The sequence below is a fragment of the Hydrogenophaga sp. T66 genome (genome assembly GCF_057219855.1).
The window spans coordinates 760,328-777,249 of sequence record NZ_JBXVVX010000001.1; the positions used below are offsets into that span (position 1 = coordinate 760,328).

At 71.2% G+C, this 16,922-nt stretch carries 9 protein-coding genes; 5 read left to right on the plus strand and 4 right to left on the minus strand.

Annotated elements, in window-relative coordinates; all coding sequences use genetic code 11:
* The first annotated feature begins 59 nt into the window (after positions 1 to 59).
* Positions 60 to 2,027, plus strand: coding sequence for a DNA topoisomerase IV subunit B (locus AC2D80_RS03550; RefSeq protein WP_484631597.1), 1,968 nt, complete (start codon positions 60 to 62; stop codon positions 2,025 to 2,027).
* Positions 2,027 to 4,378: a DNA topoisomerase IV subunit A gene (parC, locus tag AC2D80_RS03555; RefSeq protein WP_484631598.1), complete on the plus strand. Its 2,352-nt coding sequence runs from the start codon at positions 2,027 to 2,029 to the stop codon at positions 4,376 to 4,378. The genes AC2D80_RS03550 and parC overlap by 1 nt, the downstream gene beginning before the upstream one ends.
* Positions 4,379 to 4,446: 68 nt before the next feature.
* On the opposite strand, the gene AC2D80_RS03560 is transcribed toward parC, so the two are convergent.
* From AC2D80_RS03560 to AC2D80_RS03575, 4 genes are read right to left on the minus strand one after another with little or no spacing between them, the layout of a single operon-like run.
* On the minus strand, positions 4,447 to 4,914 hold the full coding sequence (locus tag AC2D80_RS03560) for a RidA family protein (RefSeq protein WP_484631599.1): 468 nt from the start codon (positions 4,912 to 4,914) through the stop codon (positions 4,447 to 4,449).
* Positions 4,915 to 4,939: 25 nt separating this feature from the next.
* Complete coding sequence (locus AC2D80_RS03565; RefSeq protein ID WP_484631600.1) at positions 4,940 to 5,869, minus strand: transglutaminase family protein; 930 nt, start codon at positions 5,867 to 5,869, stop codon at positions 4,940 to 4,942.
* A gap of 2 nt (positions 5,870 to 5,871) precedes the next feature.
* Complete coding sequence (locus tag AC2D80_RS03570) at positions 5,872 to 8,484, minus strand: circularly permuted type 2 ATP-grasp protein (protein WP_484631601.1); 2,613 nt, start codon at positions 8,482 to 8,484, stop codon at positions 5,872 to 5,874.
* A gap of 25 nt (positions 8,485 to 8,509) precedes the next feature.
* The gene (locus AC2D80_RS03575; protein WP_484631602.1) at positions 8,510 to 12,031 is read right to left on the minus strand and encodes a transglutaminase family protein; all 3,522 of its coding nucleotides are present in this window, start codon (positions 12,029 to 12,031) and stop codon (positions 8,510 to 8,512) included.
* A gap of 58 nt (positions 12,032 to 12,089) precedes the next feature.
* On the opposite strand from AC2D80_RS03575, the gene AC2D80_RS03580 reads away from it, so the two are divergent.
* The 3 genes from AC2D80_RS03580 to AC2D80_RS03590 are packed head-to-tail and all read left to right on the plus strand — an operon-like array spanning position 12,090 to position 16,914.
* Positions 12,090 to 14,465: a DNA internalization-related competence protein ComEC/Rec2 gene (locus AC2D80_RS03580; RefSeq protein ID WP_484631603.1), complete on the plus strand. Its 2,376-nt coding sequence runs from the start codon at positions 12,090 to 12,092 to the stop codon at positions 14,463 to 14,465.
* Positions 14,466 to 14,512: 47 nt separating this feature from the next.
* On the plus strand, positions 14,513 to 15,952 hold the full coding sequence (locus tag AC2D80_RS03585; protein WP_484631604.1) for a circularly permuted type 2 ATP-grasp protein: 1,440 nt from the start codon (positions 14,513 to 14,515) through the stop codon (positions 15,950 to 15,952).
* 2 nt (positions 15,953 to 15,954) lie between these two features.
* Positions 15,955 to 16,914: an alpha-E domain-containing protein gene (locus AC2D80_RS03590; RefSeq protein ID WP_484631605.1), complete on the plus strand. Its 960-nt coding sequence runs from the start codon at positions 15,955 to 15,957 to the stop codon at positions 16,912 to 16,914.
* Positions 16,915 to 16,922 lie beyond the last annotated feature (8 nt).

Sequence of the window (16,922 nt, forward strand, 5' to 3'; positions counted from 1 at the left end):
GTGGCGGGTATCTGGGTTTTTATCCAGTCTTTCCCGGGCCACGCCTACAATCCGCGCCCATGGCAAGCACCCCCTCCACCTATTCGGAAGGCTCCATCCGCGTCCTCAAGGGGCTGGAGCCGGTCAAGCAGCGGCCGGGCATGTACACCCGCACCGACAACCCGCTGCACATCATTCAGGAAGTGCTCGACAACGCCGCGGACGAAGCGCTGGCGGGCCACGGCAAGAAGATCCGCGTCACGCTGCACACCGACGGCTCGGTGAGCGTGGAAGACGAGGGCCGCGGCATTCCCTTCGGCCTGCACCCCGAAGAAAAGGCGCCGGTGGTCGAACTGGTGTTCACCCGCCTGCACGCGGGCGGCAAGTTCGACAAGGGCAAGGGCGGCGCCTACAGCTTCTCGGGCGGCCTGCACGGCGTGGGCGTGAGCGTGACCAACGCGCTGTCCAAGCGGCTGGAGGTGATCAGCCACCGAGACGGGCAGGTGGCGCGGCTGGCGTTCTCCGGCGGTGACGTGATTGAGCCGCTGGTGGTGGCGCCGCGCGGCGAGGGCGACCGCAAGCAAGGCACCACCGTGCGCGCCTGGCCCGACGCGGGCTACTTCGAGACCGCGGCGCTGCCGATGAATGAGCTGGTCCATCTGCTGCGCAGCAAAGCGGTGCTGATGCCCGGCGTCACCATGCAGCTGGTGGTGGAGAAGACCAAGGAGACGCAGACTTGGCAATACAAGGGCGGCCTGCGCGATTACCTGCAGCAGACCTTGAGCGGCGAGCCGGTGATTCCGCTGTTTGAGGGCGAGGGCTATGCCGAGGCCGGCCACGACAGCTTTGCCGAAGGCGAGGGCGCGGGCTGGTGCGTGGCCTTCACCGAAGACGGTGCGCCGGTGCGCGAGAGTTACGTCAACCTCATCCCCACCAGCGCCGGCGGCACGCACGACAGCGGCCTGCGCGACGGCCTGTTCCAGGCGGTCAAGAGCTTCATCGACCTGCACGCGCTCTTGCCCAAGGGCGTGAAGCTGCTGCCCGAGGATGTGTTTGCGCGCGCCTCGTATGTGCTGTCGGCCAAGGTGCTCGACCCGCAGTTCCAGGGCCAGATCAAGGAGCGCCTGAACTCCCGCGACGCGGTGCGCCTGGTGTCGAGCTATGTGCGACCGGCGCTGGAGCTCTGGCTGAATCAGCATGTGGAGCACGGCAAGAAGCTCGCCGAACTGGCGATCAAGGCCGCGCAGACGCGCCAGCGCGCCGGCCAGAAGGTGGAGAAGCGCAAGGGCAGCGGCGTGGCCGTGCTGCCGGGCAAGCTGACCGATTGCGAGAGCCGCGACCTGAGCCACAACGAGATCTTTCTGGTGGAGGGCGACTCGGCCGGCGGCAGCGCCAAGATGGGCCGCGACAAGGAATGCCAGGCCATCCTGCCGCTGCGCGGCAAGGTGCTCAACACCTGGGAGGTCGAGCGCGACCGCCTGTTCGCCAACAACGAGATCCACGACATCGCGGTCGCCATCGGCGTCGACCCGCACGGCCCACAGGACAGTCCGGATCTGTCTGGTTTGCGCTACGGCAAGGTCTGCATCCTGAGCGACGCGGACGTCGACGGCTCGCACATCCAGGTGCTGCTGCTCACGCTGTTCTTCCGCCACTTCCCGAAACTCATCGAGGCTGGCCACGTGTACGTGGCGCGCCCGCCGCTGTTTCGGGTGGACATTCCCGCGCGCGGCAAGAAGCCTGCGGCCAAGGTCTACGCGCTTGACGAGGGCGAACTGCATGCCATCCTCGACAAGGCGTCGAAGGAAGGCGTGGCCGCCGACAAATGCCAGGTCAGCCGCTTCAAGGGCCTGGGCGAGATGAGCGCCGAGCAGCTCTGGGACACCACCCTCAACCCCGACACCCGGCGGCTGCTGCCCGTCACGCTCGGGGCGCACGACTTCGCCACCACCGAAGCGCGCATCACCCAGCTGATGGGCAAAGGCGAAGCCGCCGCCCGGCGCGACCTGATGGAACTGCACGGCGACAGCGTCGAAGTGGATATCTGATGAGTGACCTGAACAACCCCGAACTGCCGCTGTCGCCGGCCGAGCCCGACGATTCGCTGGCCGGCTACGCGCAGCGCGCCTACCTCGAATACGCGCTCTCGGTCGTGAAGGGCCGTGCGCTGCCCGACGTGTGCGACGGCCAGAAGCCGGTGCAGCGGCGCATCCTGTACAGCATGGAGCGCATGGGCCTGAGCTTTGGCGGGCCCAACAACAACACGGCGGCGCGGCCGGTGAAGAGCGCGCGCGTGGTGGGCGACGTGCTTGGTCGCTTCCATCCGCACGGCGACCAGGCCGCCTACGACGCGCTGGTGCGCATGGCGCAGGACTTCGCGCAGCGCTACCCGCTGATCGACGGCCAGGGCAACTTCGGCTCGCGCGACGGCGACGGCGCCGCGGCCATGCGTTACACCGAGGCGCGGCTGGCGAAGATCAGCACGCTCCTGCTCGACGAGATCGATCAGGGCACGGTCGACTTCGTGCCCAACTACGACGGCTCCACCACCGAGCCCAAGCAACTGCCTGCGCGCCTGCCGTTCAACCTGCTCAACGGCGCCAGTGGCATCGCGGTGGGCCTGGCCACCGAAGTGCCGAGCCACAACCTGCGCGAGGTGGCCGACGCCTGCGTGGCGCTGGTGAAGAACCCCAAGCTGGGCGACCAGGAACTGCTGGAACTCATTCCCGGCCCCGACTACCCGGGCGGCGGCCAGATCATCAGCCCGGCCAGCGACATCGCCGACGCCTACCGCACCGGCCGCGGCAGTCTGAAGGTGCGCGCGCGCTGGAAGATCGAAGACCTCGCGCGCGGCCAGTGGCAGCTGGTGGTGACCGAGCTCCCGCCGGGCACCAGCGCGCAGAAGGTGCTCGAAGAGATCGAGGAGCTCACCAACCCCAAGGTGAAGGCCGGCAAGAAGGCGCTCACGCAGGATCAGAACCAGCTCAAGGCCAGCATCCTGGCGGTGCTCGACGGCGTGCGCGACGAGTCGAGCAAGGACGCGCCGGTGCGCCTGGTGTTCGAGCCCAAGAGCAGCCGCATCGAGCAACAGGAGCTCATCACGCAGCTGCTGGCGCACACCAGCCTGGAAACCTCGGCGCCGATCAACCTCACGGTCATCGGTCTCGACGGTCGGCCGGTGCAGAAGTCGTTGCGGCAGATGCTGCTGGAATGGATCGCGTTTCGCCAGACCACCATCACGCGGCGCTCACAGCACCGCCTGGCCAAGGTGCTGGACCGCATCCACATCCTCGAAGGCCGGCAGCTCGTGCTGCTCAACATCGACGAGGTGATCGCCATCATCCGGCAAAGCGACGAGCCCAAGGCGGCGCTGATCGAGCGCTTCCGCCTGAGCGACCGCCAGGCCGAGGACATTCTGGAGATCCGCCTGCGCCAGCTCGCGCGGCTGGAGGCGATCAAGATCGAGCAGGAGTTGAAGGAGCTGCGCGACGAGCAGGCCAAGCTCGAGGACATCCTGGCCAATCCGGCGAGTCTCAAGCGCCTCATGGTCAAGGAGATCGAGTCCGATGCCAAGACCTTCGCCGACGCGCGCCGCACGCTGATCCAGGCCGAGAAAAAGGCCGTGGCGGAAATCAAGGTGGTCGATGAGCCGGTGACGGTGGTCGTCTCCAGCAAAGGCTGGGTGCGCGCGCGCAGCGGTCATGGGCACGACGCCGCCGCGTTCGCATTCAAGGCCGGCGACGGCCTGTACGGCACCTTCGAGTGCCGGACGGTGGACACGCTGATCGTGATCGGCAGCAATGGGCGCGTGTACTCGGTGCCGGTGGCCAGCCTGCCTGGCGCGCGGGGCGATGGCCAGCCGATCACCACGCTGATCGACCTGGAAAGCGGGACCCAGCCGCTGCATTACTTCGCCGGCCCGGCCAACGCCGCGCTGCTGCTGTCGAGCAGCGGCGGCTACGGTTTCCTCGCCACGGTGGAGGCGATGACCTCGCGGCAGAAGGGCGGCAAGACGTTTATCAGCCTGGGCGAGGGCGAGTCACCGTGCGCGCCGTCGCACGCGGCCTTCACCTCCGGCAGCCGTCCCCTCGTGCCGGCGACCCACGTGTGCTGCGCCTCCACCGGCGGGCGCATCCTCACGTTCGAGATGGCCGAGCTCAAGCAGATGGACAAGGGTGGCCGCGGGCTGATGCTGATCGACCTCGAGCCCAAGGACACCCTGGCCGGCGCCGCGGCCTACACGCGCAGCGTGAGGATCGATGGCATCGGCCGGGGCGGCAAGGAGCGCGACGAGACGCTGGAGATCCGCAGCCTCAACAACGCCAAGGCCGGTCGCGGCCGCAAGGGCAAGGCGGCCGATCTGGGCTTCAAGCCGAGCCGCGTGACGCGGGTGGAGTGAGTTGGCTGACCCACCAACAACAAGGGCCGCAGATGCGGCCCTTGTTGTTGGCGCGGTGGCCGGATCGATCAGCCCAGCTCGGCGATCAGTTCGATCTCCACACACGCGCCCAGGGGAATCTGGGCCACGCCAAAGGCGCTGCGGGCGTGGGCGCCGGCGGCGCCAAACACCTGGCCGAGCAGCTCGCTGCAGCCGTTGGTGACGAGGTGCTGTTCGGTGAAGGTCGGCGTGCTGTTGACCAGGCTCATGACCTTGACGATGCGCTTCACATCGTCGAGCGTTTTGCCCTGCGCCTGGCAGGCGGCGTGCAGCGTGCCCATCAGGTCGATGGCGATGGCGCGGGCAGCGGCCTTGCCTTCGTCGGTGGTCATGTTCAGGCCGAGCTGGCCGACCCACGGGGCGCCATCGCGCTTGGCGATGTGGCCGCTGAGAAAGACCAGGGAACCGGTCTGGACATAGGGCACGTAGGCGGCGGCCGGCACGGCCACGGGCGGCAGGGTGATGCCGTGTTCTTTCAGTCGGTCGTAAACGCTCATGGGGTTCTCCAGAAGAGCGGCGATTCTAGGCCGCGTCCGCCGGGAAGGCGTCGGTGGGGGCGACGGTGACGGCCACGCTGAGGGTGTGCTGGGCGCCGCCCTGGATCACACCGCGCAGCGGCGACACGTCGCCGAAGTCGCGCCCGGTGGCCAGGGTGATGTAGTCCTCGCCGGGGCTGCCGGCGCCGCACCGGTCGTTGGTGGGGTCGAAATCGAACCACGCGTTGCTGCCCTCACCGTCGGGCACGGCCACGGCCACCCAGGCGTGTGAGGCGTCGGCGCCGACCAGCCGCGCTTGCCCCGGTGGCGGTTCGGTGAGCAGGTAGCCGCTGACGTAGCGCGCCGGCAGGCCCAGGCTGCGCCACGCGCCGATCATGAGGTGGGCGAAGTCCTGGCAGACACCGCGGCGCTGGCGCAGCGCCTCCAGCACAGGGGTGTTCACGCCGGTGCTGGATGGGTCGAAGGTCATGCCGTCGTGGATCGCGCGCATCAGCGCTTGCGCGGCGGCGAGCAGCGGCTGGCCCGGGGCGATCGCGCCGCGCGCGAAAGCGGCCAGGGCGTCGTCCCGCGGCACATAGGGGGACGCAAACACGAAACCGGCGGCCTCGTGGTGGGGCGCGCCGGCCTGGTAGCACAGCCGGTCGCGCGCAAGCTCCCAGGGAACGTCGGCGACGGGTCCGGTGGCCGGGAGCGGCCCGGGTGGTTCCGTGAGCACGCGGGAGTCGGCGTCCACGGTCAGGGTGTCGTGGGGCGACTGCAGGGCCACGTGCACGCGCCGGTTGCCGAAGGCGTCGCGGTGGTCGAACTGGCTGGCCGGCGGTGGGTCGATGCGCAGCGCGTGCGACAGCACCCGCTGGTGCGGCGTGTCGGGCGGCGAGAGGTGGAGCACGTGCTGCGCCAGGTCGACCGGGCTGCCGTAGCGGTAGGTGGTGCGGTGGTGAACGCGCAGGTCCACGCTCAGGCTCCCAGGCTGCGGCTGACGCGGTCGGCGTGGCTGAAGTGCAGTCGCGTGATTTCGTTGGACAGGGCCATGGCGGCGGCTTCGCAGCCGTCGAGCACGGCGGCGAGCTCGGGCCAGCGCGCGCGCGGGCCGTCTCCCCACCCCTGGCTGAGCGCGGCGATGTCCCAGCCCGCGGGGTCGGGCAGGGCGAGGGCAAGTTCGGCGTCCTGCGGCGTGGCGCTCTGCGCCAGCTTGGCCAGGCGCGCGCGCAGGGTGTGGCTCACCCAGGCCAGCGACCGGGGGTTGTCGCGGTCGATCACCAGCAGGTCGACCAGCGCGACGAGGTCGCGGCGTTGCTGGTAGCGCGCGTGGAAGGTGATGGTGCTGTCGAACAGCGCGACCACGGCTTCAAAGCCATCGGCGTCGAGCACGCAGCGGTGCTCCAGCCCCAGCGCCAGTGCGCGCGACAGCGTCACGAGGCGCTCGATGTGGCGGCCGATGGACAGCAGCCGCCAGCCGTCGTCGCGGACCATGCGGTCGGTCTGGGCCCCGGTGATGGCCGCCAGGCCCTCGCTGGCGGCCTGCAGCGCGCTCAGCGCCTCGGCGTGGGCGTACTCGGCATCGCCCGACAGCGCGCCGGCGGCGCGGCCAAAATCGGCCTGCACGCGTTCGATCAGGCCCCAGTGTTCCGGCGACAGGCGTTCGCGCACCTGCGCGGCCGCGGCCCGTAGCGCGCCGAGGTTGAAGCCGACGCTGAACGAGGCGCCGGCCAGCGGGCTGTCGGGCGGGGGCGCGAGGCCCGCCATGAGGGCGCGCGCAAACACCCGCGCCGACTGACTGGCCGCCGGCACGTCGGGCAGCACCAGGCTGTTTTCGCGGCAGACCGCGTCGATCCAGCCCAGCAGCGAGGGCGAGGCCACCGCTTCGCCGGCCAGGTGCTGCAGCGCCAGTTGCGCCAGGCGCACGGTGTTTTCGCTGCGCTCCGTATAACGACCGAGCCAGAACAGGTTCTCCGCGGCGCGGCTGGTCACCGGCCGCCGGTCGCGCGCCAGCGCCAGCGTGCTGGGCGCGCTTTGCAGCAGGCTGGTGGTGTCCACCGGCCCGTCGGTGAGCACCCAGCAATCGGCGCTGCTGCCGCCGCGCTGCATCGCGGCCACCAGCTGGCCGCGCGGCGCCAGTCGCACCAGACCGCCGGGCAAGACCTGCCAGCCGCCACGACCGTCGGCGAGTGCAAACACGCGCAGCAGCGCGGCGCGCGGCACCAGCCGGCCGCCGCTCCAGGTGGGCGTCTGGGACAGCGGCAGCCAGGCCTGCACGGTGTGCTCCTCGGGCTGGCGCACGATGCGGCCAGCCCATTCGTCGAGCGCGCGTTCGTCCAGCCGGCGGCCGATGACCGGGTCGCGGCCGCCGGGGTAGGTGGGTTTGATGACGCCTTCGCGCAGCAACGGCAGCGCGTCGCGCAGGGCCGCGGCCTCGCCGCACCACCAAGTGGTCAGGGCCGGGAGGCTGAGGGGTTCGCCGAGCAGCGCCTGCGCGATGCCGGGCAGGAAGCCCAGCATCGCCGGCGATTCCAGCGGCGCCGAGCCCGGCGCGTTGGCCAGCAGCAGGTTGCCCGCGCGCAGCACCTGCAGCAGCCCGGGCACGCCCAGCGTGGAGTCGGCGCGCAGCTCCAGCGGATCGAGCCATTCGTCGTCGAGCCGCTTGATGAGCGCGTGCACCGGCTCCAGGCCGCCCAGCGTCTTGAGGTACAGGCGCTGGTCACGCACCGTCAGGTCGTTGCCTTCCACCAGCGTCAGGCCCAGGTAGCGGGCCAGGTAGGCGTGCTCGAAATAGGTTTCGTTGTACGGGCCCGGGGTGAGCAGGGCGATGCGGGCGTTGGCGCCTTCGGGGGCGGCGGCCTTGATGCCGTCCATCAGCGCGCGGTAGCTGGCCGCCAGGCGCTGCACCGACAGGCCGGCGAAGGCCTTGGGGAACTGCCGCGCGATGGCGATGCGGTTTTCCAGCAGGTAGCCCAGGCCCGAGGGCGCCTGCGTGCGCTGGCCCACGACCCACCAGCGGCCGTCGGGCCCGTGGGCGAGGTCGAAGGCCGCGATGTGCAGCCAGGTGCCGCCCGGCGGGGTCGTGCCCTGCAGGGCGCGCAGGTAGCCGGGGTGCCCCTGCACGAGGGCCGGCGGCAGCAGGCCCCGGCGCAGCAGGGTTTGCGGACCGTACAGGTCGCCCATGACGGCATTGAGCAGGCCGGCGCGCTGGCGCACGCCCGCCTCAATGTCGGCCCAGTCGGCCGGCGGCACGATCATCGGCAGCAGGTCGAGCGCCCAGGGGCGCTGCAGGCCACCGCGGTCGGCATACACGTTGTACGTGACGCCGTTGTCGCGCAGCAGGCGCTGCAGGTGGTCGTGGCGGCGGTCGAGGTCGGCCAGTCCGTCGGCGCCGACATGGCCCCAGAAGTCAGCCCAGTGCGGGCTGAGACCGCTGGGCCCGCTGGCGCTGTCGCCGCGCAGCTCGTCGCGGTGGCCCGCGTCGGCCGGCAGCGACATGGCGCGGGCCCACGCGGCCGGCGAGCCGTCCTCGCCCGGCGCGAACAGGCGCTCGTCGTCGGGCTGGGGCGGGGCGGTGGGCTCGGGGGTCACGCGGTCCAGTATGCCTCGCGGGCCGTCAGCCGCGCCGCAGGTCCAGCGTGTGCGGGAACTCCGGGTCGATCGCCGGCGCGGCCGGGGCCAGCGTGCCGGGGGTGTGGCCGTGGCGGAAGAAACGCGCGAGGCGGCGGCTCTCGGCTTCGTAGGCGTTCACGGGGAAGGTGTCGTGGTTGCGGCCCCCGGGGTGGGCGACGTGGTACTGGCAGCCGCCGAGGGAGCGCTGCATCCACCCATCGACGATGTCGAAGGTCAGCGGCGCGTGCACACCGATGCCCGGGTGCAGCGCCGAGGGCGGGGCCCAGGCCTTGTAGCGCACGCCGGCCACGAATTCGCCGGCCGTGCCGGTGGGTTGCAGGGGCAGGGCGCGGCCATTGCAGGTGATGACATGGCGCCGGTCGGTCCAGCCGGTCACACGCACCTCCAGCCGCTCCAGCGAGGAGTCGACGTAGCGGACCGTGCCGCCCGGCGCGCCTTCTTCGCCCATCACGTGCCAGGGCTCCAGCGCCACGCGCAGCGTGAGTTCGATGCCGCGCGCGGCGACCTGTCCGATCAGCGGGAAGCGGAACTCCAGGTGGGGCTCGAACCAGGCCATGTCGAAGGCATAGCCCGACAGCCGCAACTCCTCCAGCACGTCCTGCAAATCCAGCCGCAGGAAGGCCGGCAGCATCCAGCGGTCGTGCAGCGCGGTGCCCCAGCGGGCCAGCGGCGCGCGGTAGGGCGTGCGCCAGAACCGGGCGATCAGTGCGCGCAGCAGCAGCGACTGCACCGCGCTCATGCGCGCGTGGGGCGGCATCTCGAAGGCCCGCAGCTCCAGCAGGCCGAGCCGGCCGGTCGGGCCGTCGGGCGAGTAGAGCTTGTCGATGCAGAACTCGCTGCGGTGGGTGTTGCCGGTGACGTCGATGAGGATGTTGCGCAGCGTGCGGTCGATGAACCACGGCGCGGGCGGCTGGCCGGCCGCTCCGCTGGCGCCGGAGCCGGGCATCGCCGCGGCGATCTGCGCCAGGGCGATCTCCAGTTCGTGGAGCTGGTCGTTGCGGGCTTCGTCGACGCGGGGCGCCTGGCTGGTCGGGCCGATGAACAGGCCACTGAACAGGTAGGACAGCACCGGGTGGTTGTGCCAGTAGGCCAGCAGGCTGGCCAACAGGTCGGGACGGCGCAGGAAGGGCGAGTCCGCCGGTGTGGCGCCGCCGAGCACGATGTGGTTGCCACCCCCGGTGCCGCTGTGGCGCCCATCGGTCATGAACTTCTCGGCGCACAGGCGCGTGTGGTGCGCGGCGTCGTACAGAAACTCGGTGTGGTCGACCAGTTCGCGCCAGCTGTGGGCGGGGTGGATGTTGACCTCGATGACGCCGGGATCGGGGGTGACCTGCAGCAGCTTGAGCCGCGGGTCGCGCGGCGGCGGGTAGCCTTCCAGCACGATGGGCATCTCCAGCCGCGCGGCCGTGTCCTCGATCGCCGCGAGCAGATCGAGGTAGTCCTCCAGCCGGGCCAGCGGCGGCATGAACACGTAGAGGTGACGACTGCGGCCGCCCTCGCGCCGCTCCGCCTTCGGGCCATTGGCGCGCTGCGGATCGCGCGCTTCCACGCACAGCGCGGTCCGCGTGAGCCAGGCGGCGGACTCGCCGCGTTGCGGGTAGCGCGCGTCCAGCGGCTGGGCGGGGGCCGCGCCGGCCAGCGAGCCGCGCTGCGCCGGGTCGCTGCCGTCGTCGCCCGGCTGCAGCGCCACGCCCTGCAGCGACACGGTGCCGCCTTCGGCAAAGCCGCCGCCCACCTGGTGGGGTGCCAGCTGGGCGCGCCACGCCGTGCCGCGCGGCAGCGGATCGCGCGGAGCGCTCGGATCGGGTTCGATGTGGTACGGGTAGTCACCCGCCGACACCCAGGGTAGCGAGTCCAGCGGCAGCCGGTAGCCCATGGGCGAGTCGCCGGGCAGGAGGTAGAGGCGCTCGTCCCGCACGAACCAGGGCCCGGTGGACCACACCGTGCCGGTGGCGATGCCCGGGCGCTTGCCGTGGCTGGACAGCCGGCCGTGGTGGCCAGCGGCCTGCAGCGGCAGCACGTAGCCGGTCACCGCGTCCAGGCCCTGGCCAAACACGCGCCGCAGCCGGGCGCGCTCCAGCTCGTCGTCGAGCTTGCTGTCAAAGGGGTCCACGTTCACCGGCAGCTTGCGCTCGCGCCAGAGGTAGTACCACGCGTCTTCGTAGCCGGGTGTGATGTATTGCGTGGAAATGCCTAGGCGGCGGGCGAGGGCCTGCGCGAAGCGGCGCGCGTCCTCCGCGCTGCGGTCGGCGGGGTCGCGTTCATCGGCCAGCAGCGCGGGCCGGTGCCAGCAGGGCTCGCCATCGGCCCGCCAGTAGGCCGACAGCGCCCAGCGCGGCAGCTGTTCGCCCGGGTACCACTTGCCCTGGCCCATGTGGACGAAACCACCAGCGCCATAGCGCTCCCGCAGGCGGCCAAGCAGCTCGGTGGCGTAGCCGCGCTTGGTGGGGCCGAGCGCGTCGGTGTTCCACTCGGCGGCGTCGCGGTCGCCGGTGGCCACGAAGGTCGGCTCGCCGCCCTGGGTGAGGCGCACGTCGTGGCGCACCAGATCGCTGTCCACCGCGTCGCCCAGCGCCATGACCGACGCCCACTGCCCCTCGGTGTAGGGCTTGGTCACGCGCGGGGATTCGTGGATGCGGGTGACGCGCATCTCGTGGTGGAACTCGACTTCGCACTCGTCCACCGCCCCTTCCACCGGCGCGGCACTCGCCGGCTGCGGTGTGCAGGCCAGCGGGATGTGGCCCTCGCCGGCGAGCAGGCCGGACGTGGGGTCCAGGCCGATCCAGCCGGCGCCGGGCAGAAACACCTCGCACCAGGCGTGCAGGTCGGTGAAATCGGCCTCGGGGCCGCTGGGGCCGTCGATCGACTTCACGTCGGGCGCGAGCTGGATCAGGTAGCCCGACACAAAGCGCGCGGCCAGTCCCAGGTGGCGCAGCAGCTGCACCAGCAGCCAGCCGCTGTCGCGGCAGGAGCCGCTGCCCAGGGCCAGCGTCTGCTCCGGCGTCTGCACGCCGGGCTCCAGCCGGATGGTGTAGGCGATGTCGCGTTGCAGCCGCTGGTTGAGGTCAACGAGGAAGTCGATCGTGCGGCGCGGGGCGCGGTCGATGCCGGCCAGGTAGGCCGCCAGCCGGGGGGTAAGCGGGTCGGTCGCGAGGTAGGGTGCCAGTTCCTGGCGCTGTGCGTCAGCGTACGCGAAAGGCACCTGCTCGGCGTGGGGCTCCAGGAAAAAGTCGAATGGGTTGAACACCGCCATCTCGACCACCAGGTCCACCGTGATCGTGAGGGCTGTGGTCGGTTCGGGGAACACCAGCCGGGCCTGGTAATTGGCAAAGGGGTCCTGCTGCCAGTTGATGAAGTGCTGCCCGGGCTCGATGCGCTGGCTGTACGACAGCACCCGGGTGCGGCTGTGCGGCGCTGGCCGCAGTCGCACCACCTGCGGCCCCAGGCGCACGCGGCGGTCGTAGGCGTAGTGGGTGGTGTGGCTGAGGGCGACGTGGATGGCCATGGGGGCTTTCGGGAGGAGCGGTGAGGCGGTATCACAAGACTAGCAAGAGACGCGCCACATGGCGATGACGCGGGGCGTGGCGGCCGCGCTGGGGTGGGTCGCGGGCACCGCCTGCATGCTCGCGTGGCCCGGCGGCATGCCTGCGCCGGCCAGCCTGGCGGTGGGGGTGGTGGGGCTCGTGGGTGTCGCGGCGCTGGTCCGGGGGGCGCCCGGCCCGGGCGCGGCGCTGGCCTGGGCGCTGGTGGCGGCGGTGCTGGCCGCCGGGCTGGGCGCCTGGCGGCTGGAAGACCGGCGGGGCGGGACCCTCGATCCCGCGCTGCAGGGGCGAGACCTGCCGGTCACCGTGGTCGTGGCCGATCCGCCGCAGCGCGCGGTGGGCGGCTGGCGGCTGCGGGTCGACGTGGACGACCCGGCGGCCACGGCCGTGCCGGCGCGGCTGCTGCTGTTCTGGCCCCATGGCGGCGACGCCGCGCCCGCGCAGGCCGGCGAACGCTGGCGCATCACGGTGCGGCTGCGCGCGCCGCAGGGCCCGGTCAACCCGCACGGCTTCGACCGCGAGCGCTGGCTCTGGGAGCAGGGCATCGGTGCCACCGGCACGGTGCGCGCCACGCCCATGCCCCAGCGGCAGGCACAGACCGGACGCCATCCGGTCGCCTGGCTGCGCCAGACGCTGGTGGAGCGGATTCACACCGCGGTGCCGGACCCGCGGGCGGCGGGCGTGCTGGCGGCGCTGTCGGTGGGTGAGCAGTCGGCGATCGCCCGCGACGACTGGGACCTGTTCCGCGCCACCGGCATTGCCCACCTGTGCAGCATTTCCGGCCTGCATGTCACCGCCTTCGCGTGGCTGGCGGTGGCGCTGGTGGGGGCGCTGGGGCGCCGGGCAGGGCGGCGCTGGCCGGGTCTCCTGCGGCGCTGGCCGCTGGCGCCGCTGGCGGCCTGGGCGGGCGTCGGGCTGGCCGCTTGCTACGCGCTGCTGGCGGGCGGGGGCTTGCCGGCGCAGCGCACCGTGGCGATGCTGGCGTTGAGCGTGGCTTTGCGGCAGGGCGCGCGCCACTGGCCGTGGCCGGTGCATTGGACCGCGGTGCTCGCGGCGCTCACGCTGCTCGACCCGACCGCGCTGCTGTCTCCCGGCTTCTGGATGAGTTTTGTGGCGGTGGCGGTGCTGTTTGGCAGCGCCTCGCCCGATGTCGCCACCGGCGTCGGGCCGCGCCTGCGCCGCCTGTTGCGCGAGCAGGCGGTGGTCACGCTGGCGCTGGCGCCGGTGTCGCTGTGGCTGTTCGGGCAGGTGTCGCTGATCGGGCTGGTCGCGAACCTGGTGGCGATCCCGTGGGTCACGCTGGTGGTGACGCCGCTGGCGTTGCTGGGCGCGCTGGTCGCGCCGCTGTGGACAGCGGGCGGCTGGGCGGTGCAGGGCCTGGTGGCGGTGCTGCAGCCGCTGGCGGCGTTGCCCGGCGCCAGCCTCTTTTTGGCGGTGCCGCCGTGGCCGCTGGCGCTGCCGGCACTGGCGGGTGGGGCGCTGCTGGTGGCGCCTCTGCCGCCGCGCTGGCGACTGGCCGGCCCGCTGCTCATGGCGCCCGCCTTGCTGTGGCAGCCGCCGCGCCCGGCGCCCGGACAGTTCGACGTGTTGGCGATCGACGTCGGCCAGGGCAGCGCGGTGCTGGTGCGCACGGCGCGGTACAGCCTGCTGTTTGACACCGGGCCGCGCTGGAACGCCGAAGCCGATGCGGGCGAGCGCATCGTGGTGCCGCTGCTGCGGGCGCTGGGCGAGTCCCCCGCCGCAGTGATGGTGAGTCACCGCGACAGCGACCACGCCGGCGGCGCCGAGGCGGTGCGCGCGGCCTTTCCGGCGGCGGCCTGGTGGTCCTCCTACGACGCGCCGGGAGACCGCGGCGCCGGGCGGTGTCTGGCGGGCCAGAGCTGGATCTGGGACGGCGTGCGGTTCACCGTGGTGCGCCCGCTGCCGGCGGATTTCGACAGCGAGGGCCGCGGTCGCCTGTCCACCAACGCGATGTCCTGCGTGCTGCGGGTGGACAACGGCAGCCGCGCCGCGCTGCTGACCGGCGACCTTGACGCCACCCGCGAGCGCCAGCTGGTCGACAGTGGGGCGGTGGGCCGGCTCGACCTGCTGCTGGCGCCCCACCACGGCAGCGCCACCTCCAGCAGCGCAGAGTCCCTGGACGCGTGGCGGCCGTCGGTGGTGATCGCGCAGTCCGGCTTTCGCAATCCCTACGGCCACCCGGCCGCCGCGGTGGTGCAGCGCTGGCGCGAGCGCGGCATCCGCTGGGTGGCGTCGCCGGCCTGCGGCGCGGCGCGCTGGCGCAGCGCCGCGCCCGAGACGGTGGACTGCGCGCGGGCGGACCAGCCGCGACGCTGGCGCGCCGATCCCGCCACCGTGACCGCGGCCGAAGGCCGGTCGGAGGCGCCTGTCAGGTGAGGTTGGCCCGTCTCTTGCTATGCTGGGAAGCAGGAGAGACGACGCCCATGAGCCGACCAATGTTCGATGAAATGCACGCCTCGCCCGGCGAGGTACGGGCCCACTACGAAGCCTACGCCCGCTGGCTGGCGCAGCAGCCGCCGGAGGTGATGGCGGCCCGCCGCGCGGAGGCGGAAATGATCTTCCGCCGGGTCGGCATCACCTTCGCCGTGTATGGCGACAAGGACGAGGACGGCGCCGGCACCGAGCGCCTCATTCCCTTCGACCTCATTCCCCGGGTGATCCCGGCGCACGAGTGGAAGCGCATGCAGGCCGGGCTGGTGCAGCGCGTGACCGCGCTCAACCGTTTCATCCACGACGTCTACCACGACCAGGAAATCATCCGCGCCGGCCACATCCCCGCCGACCAGATTTTCCAGAACGCGCAGTTCCGCCCCGAGATGATGGGGGTGGCCGTGCCCAGCCAGATCTACTCCCACATCGCCGGCATCGACATCGTGCGCGCGCCCAACGCGCAGGGCGAGGGCGAGTACTACGTGCTGGAGGACAACCTGCGGGTGCCCAGCGGCGTGAGTTACATGCTCGAAGACCGCAAGATGATGATGCGGCTCTTCCCCGAGCTGTTTAGCCTCAACCGCGTGGCGCCGGTGGCGCATTACCCCGACCTGCTGCTGGAGACGCTGCGCGCCGTGAGTCCGGCCACCACCGCCGAGCCCACCGTCGTCGTGCTCACGCCCGGCATGTACAACAGCGCCTACTTCGAACACGCCTTCCTCGCGCAGCAGATGGGGGTGGAACTGGTCGAGGGCCAGGACCTGTTCGTGAAGGACAACTTTGTCTACATGCGCACCACCCAAGGCCCCAAGCGCGTGGACGTGATCTACCGTCGCGTGGACGACGACTTCCTCGACCCGCTCGTCTTCCGCCCCACCTCGACCCTGGGCTGCGCCGGCCTGCTCGGCGTGTACCGCAGCGGCAACGTGACCATCTGCAACGCCGTGGGCACCGGCATCGCCGACGACAAGTCGATCTACCCCTACGTGCCCCAGATGATCGAGTTCTACCTGGGCGAGAAACCGATCCTGAGCAACGTGCCCACCTTCATGGGCCGCAACCCGGACGACCTGAAATACATGCTCGATCACATGCATGAACTGGTCGTGAAGGAGGTGCACGGCGCGGGTGGCTACGGCATGCTGGTCGGCCCGGCCGCCACGAAGGCCGAGGTGGACGAGTTCCGCGCTGTCGTGAAGGCCAAGCCCGACGGCTATATCGCGCAACCCACACTGAGCCTGTCGACCTGCCCGACTTACGTGGACAGTGGCATCGCGCCGCGCCACATCGACCTGCGGCCTTTCGTGCTCAGCGGCAAGGAGGTGCAGATGGTGCCCGGCGGCCTGACCCGTGTGGCCCTGAAAGAAGGCTCCCTGGTCGTCAACTCCTCACAGGGCGGCGGCACCAAGGACACCTGGATTCTGGAGAACTGAGCATGCTTTCGCGTACCGCCGACCACCTTTTCTGGATGTCCCGCTACACCGAGCGGGCCGAGAACACCGCGCGCATGCTCGATGTGAACTACCAGACCTCGCTGCTGCCGCAGTCCGCCGCCGTGGCGCAGGTGGGCTGGCAGGGCTTGCTGTCGATCAGCGAGCTCTTGCCCAGCTACACCGCCAAGTACGGTCAGGACATCACGCCGCGCAATGTCATGGACTTCATGGTGCGCGACGAGTCCAACCCGTCGAGCATCGTGTCGTGCCTGCGCGCGGCCCGCGAAAACGCCCGCGCCGTGCGCGGTGCGCTCACCACCGAGCTTTGGGAAACGCAGAACGCCACCTGGCTCAAGCTGGCCAGCTACCTCAAGACCCGCGACTTCGAGCGCGACCCGGGCGCCTTCTTCGAATGGGTGAAGCACCGCTCGCACCTCTCGCGCGGCGTGGCGGTGGGCACCATGCTGCAGGACGAGGCCTTCCACTTCTACCGCATGGGCTCGTTCCTCGAGCGGGCCGACAACACCGCGCGGCTGCTCGATGTGAAGTTCCACGCCGTGCAGAGCGACTTCTTCGGCGCGGCCAGCGAGCTGGATCAGGAGTACGACTTCTACCACTGGAGCGCGATCCTGCGGTCGGTGTCCGGCTTCGAGGTCTACCGCAAGGTCTACCGCGACGTGATCACGCCCGAGCGCGTCGCCGAACTCCTGATCCTGCGCGCCGACATGCCGCGCAGCCTGGCCGCCAGCCTCAACGAGGTGGTCAACAACCTCAGCGTGGTGGCCAACGACCACAGCGCCGAAACCCTGCGCCGCGCCGGCAAGCTCAAGGCCGACCTGCAGTACGGCCGCATCGACGAGATCCTCGCGACCGGGCTGCACGCCTTCCTCACCCAGTTCCTCGACCGTGTCAACGAGCTGGGCGCGCGCATCAGCCAGGATTTTCTGGTGCCGACCCACTGACGCACCAG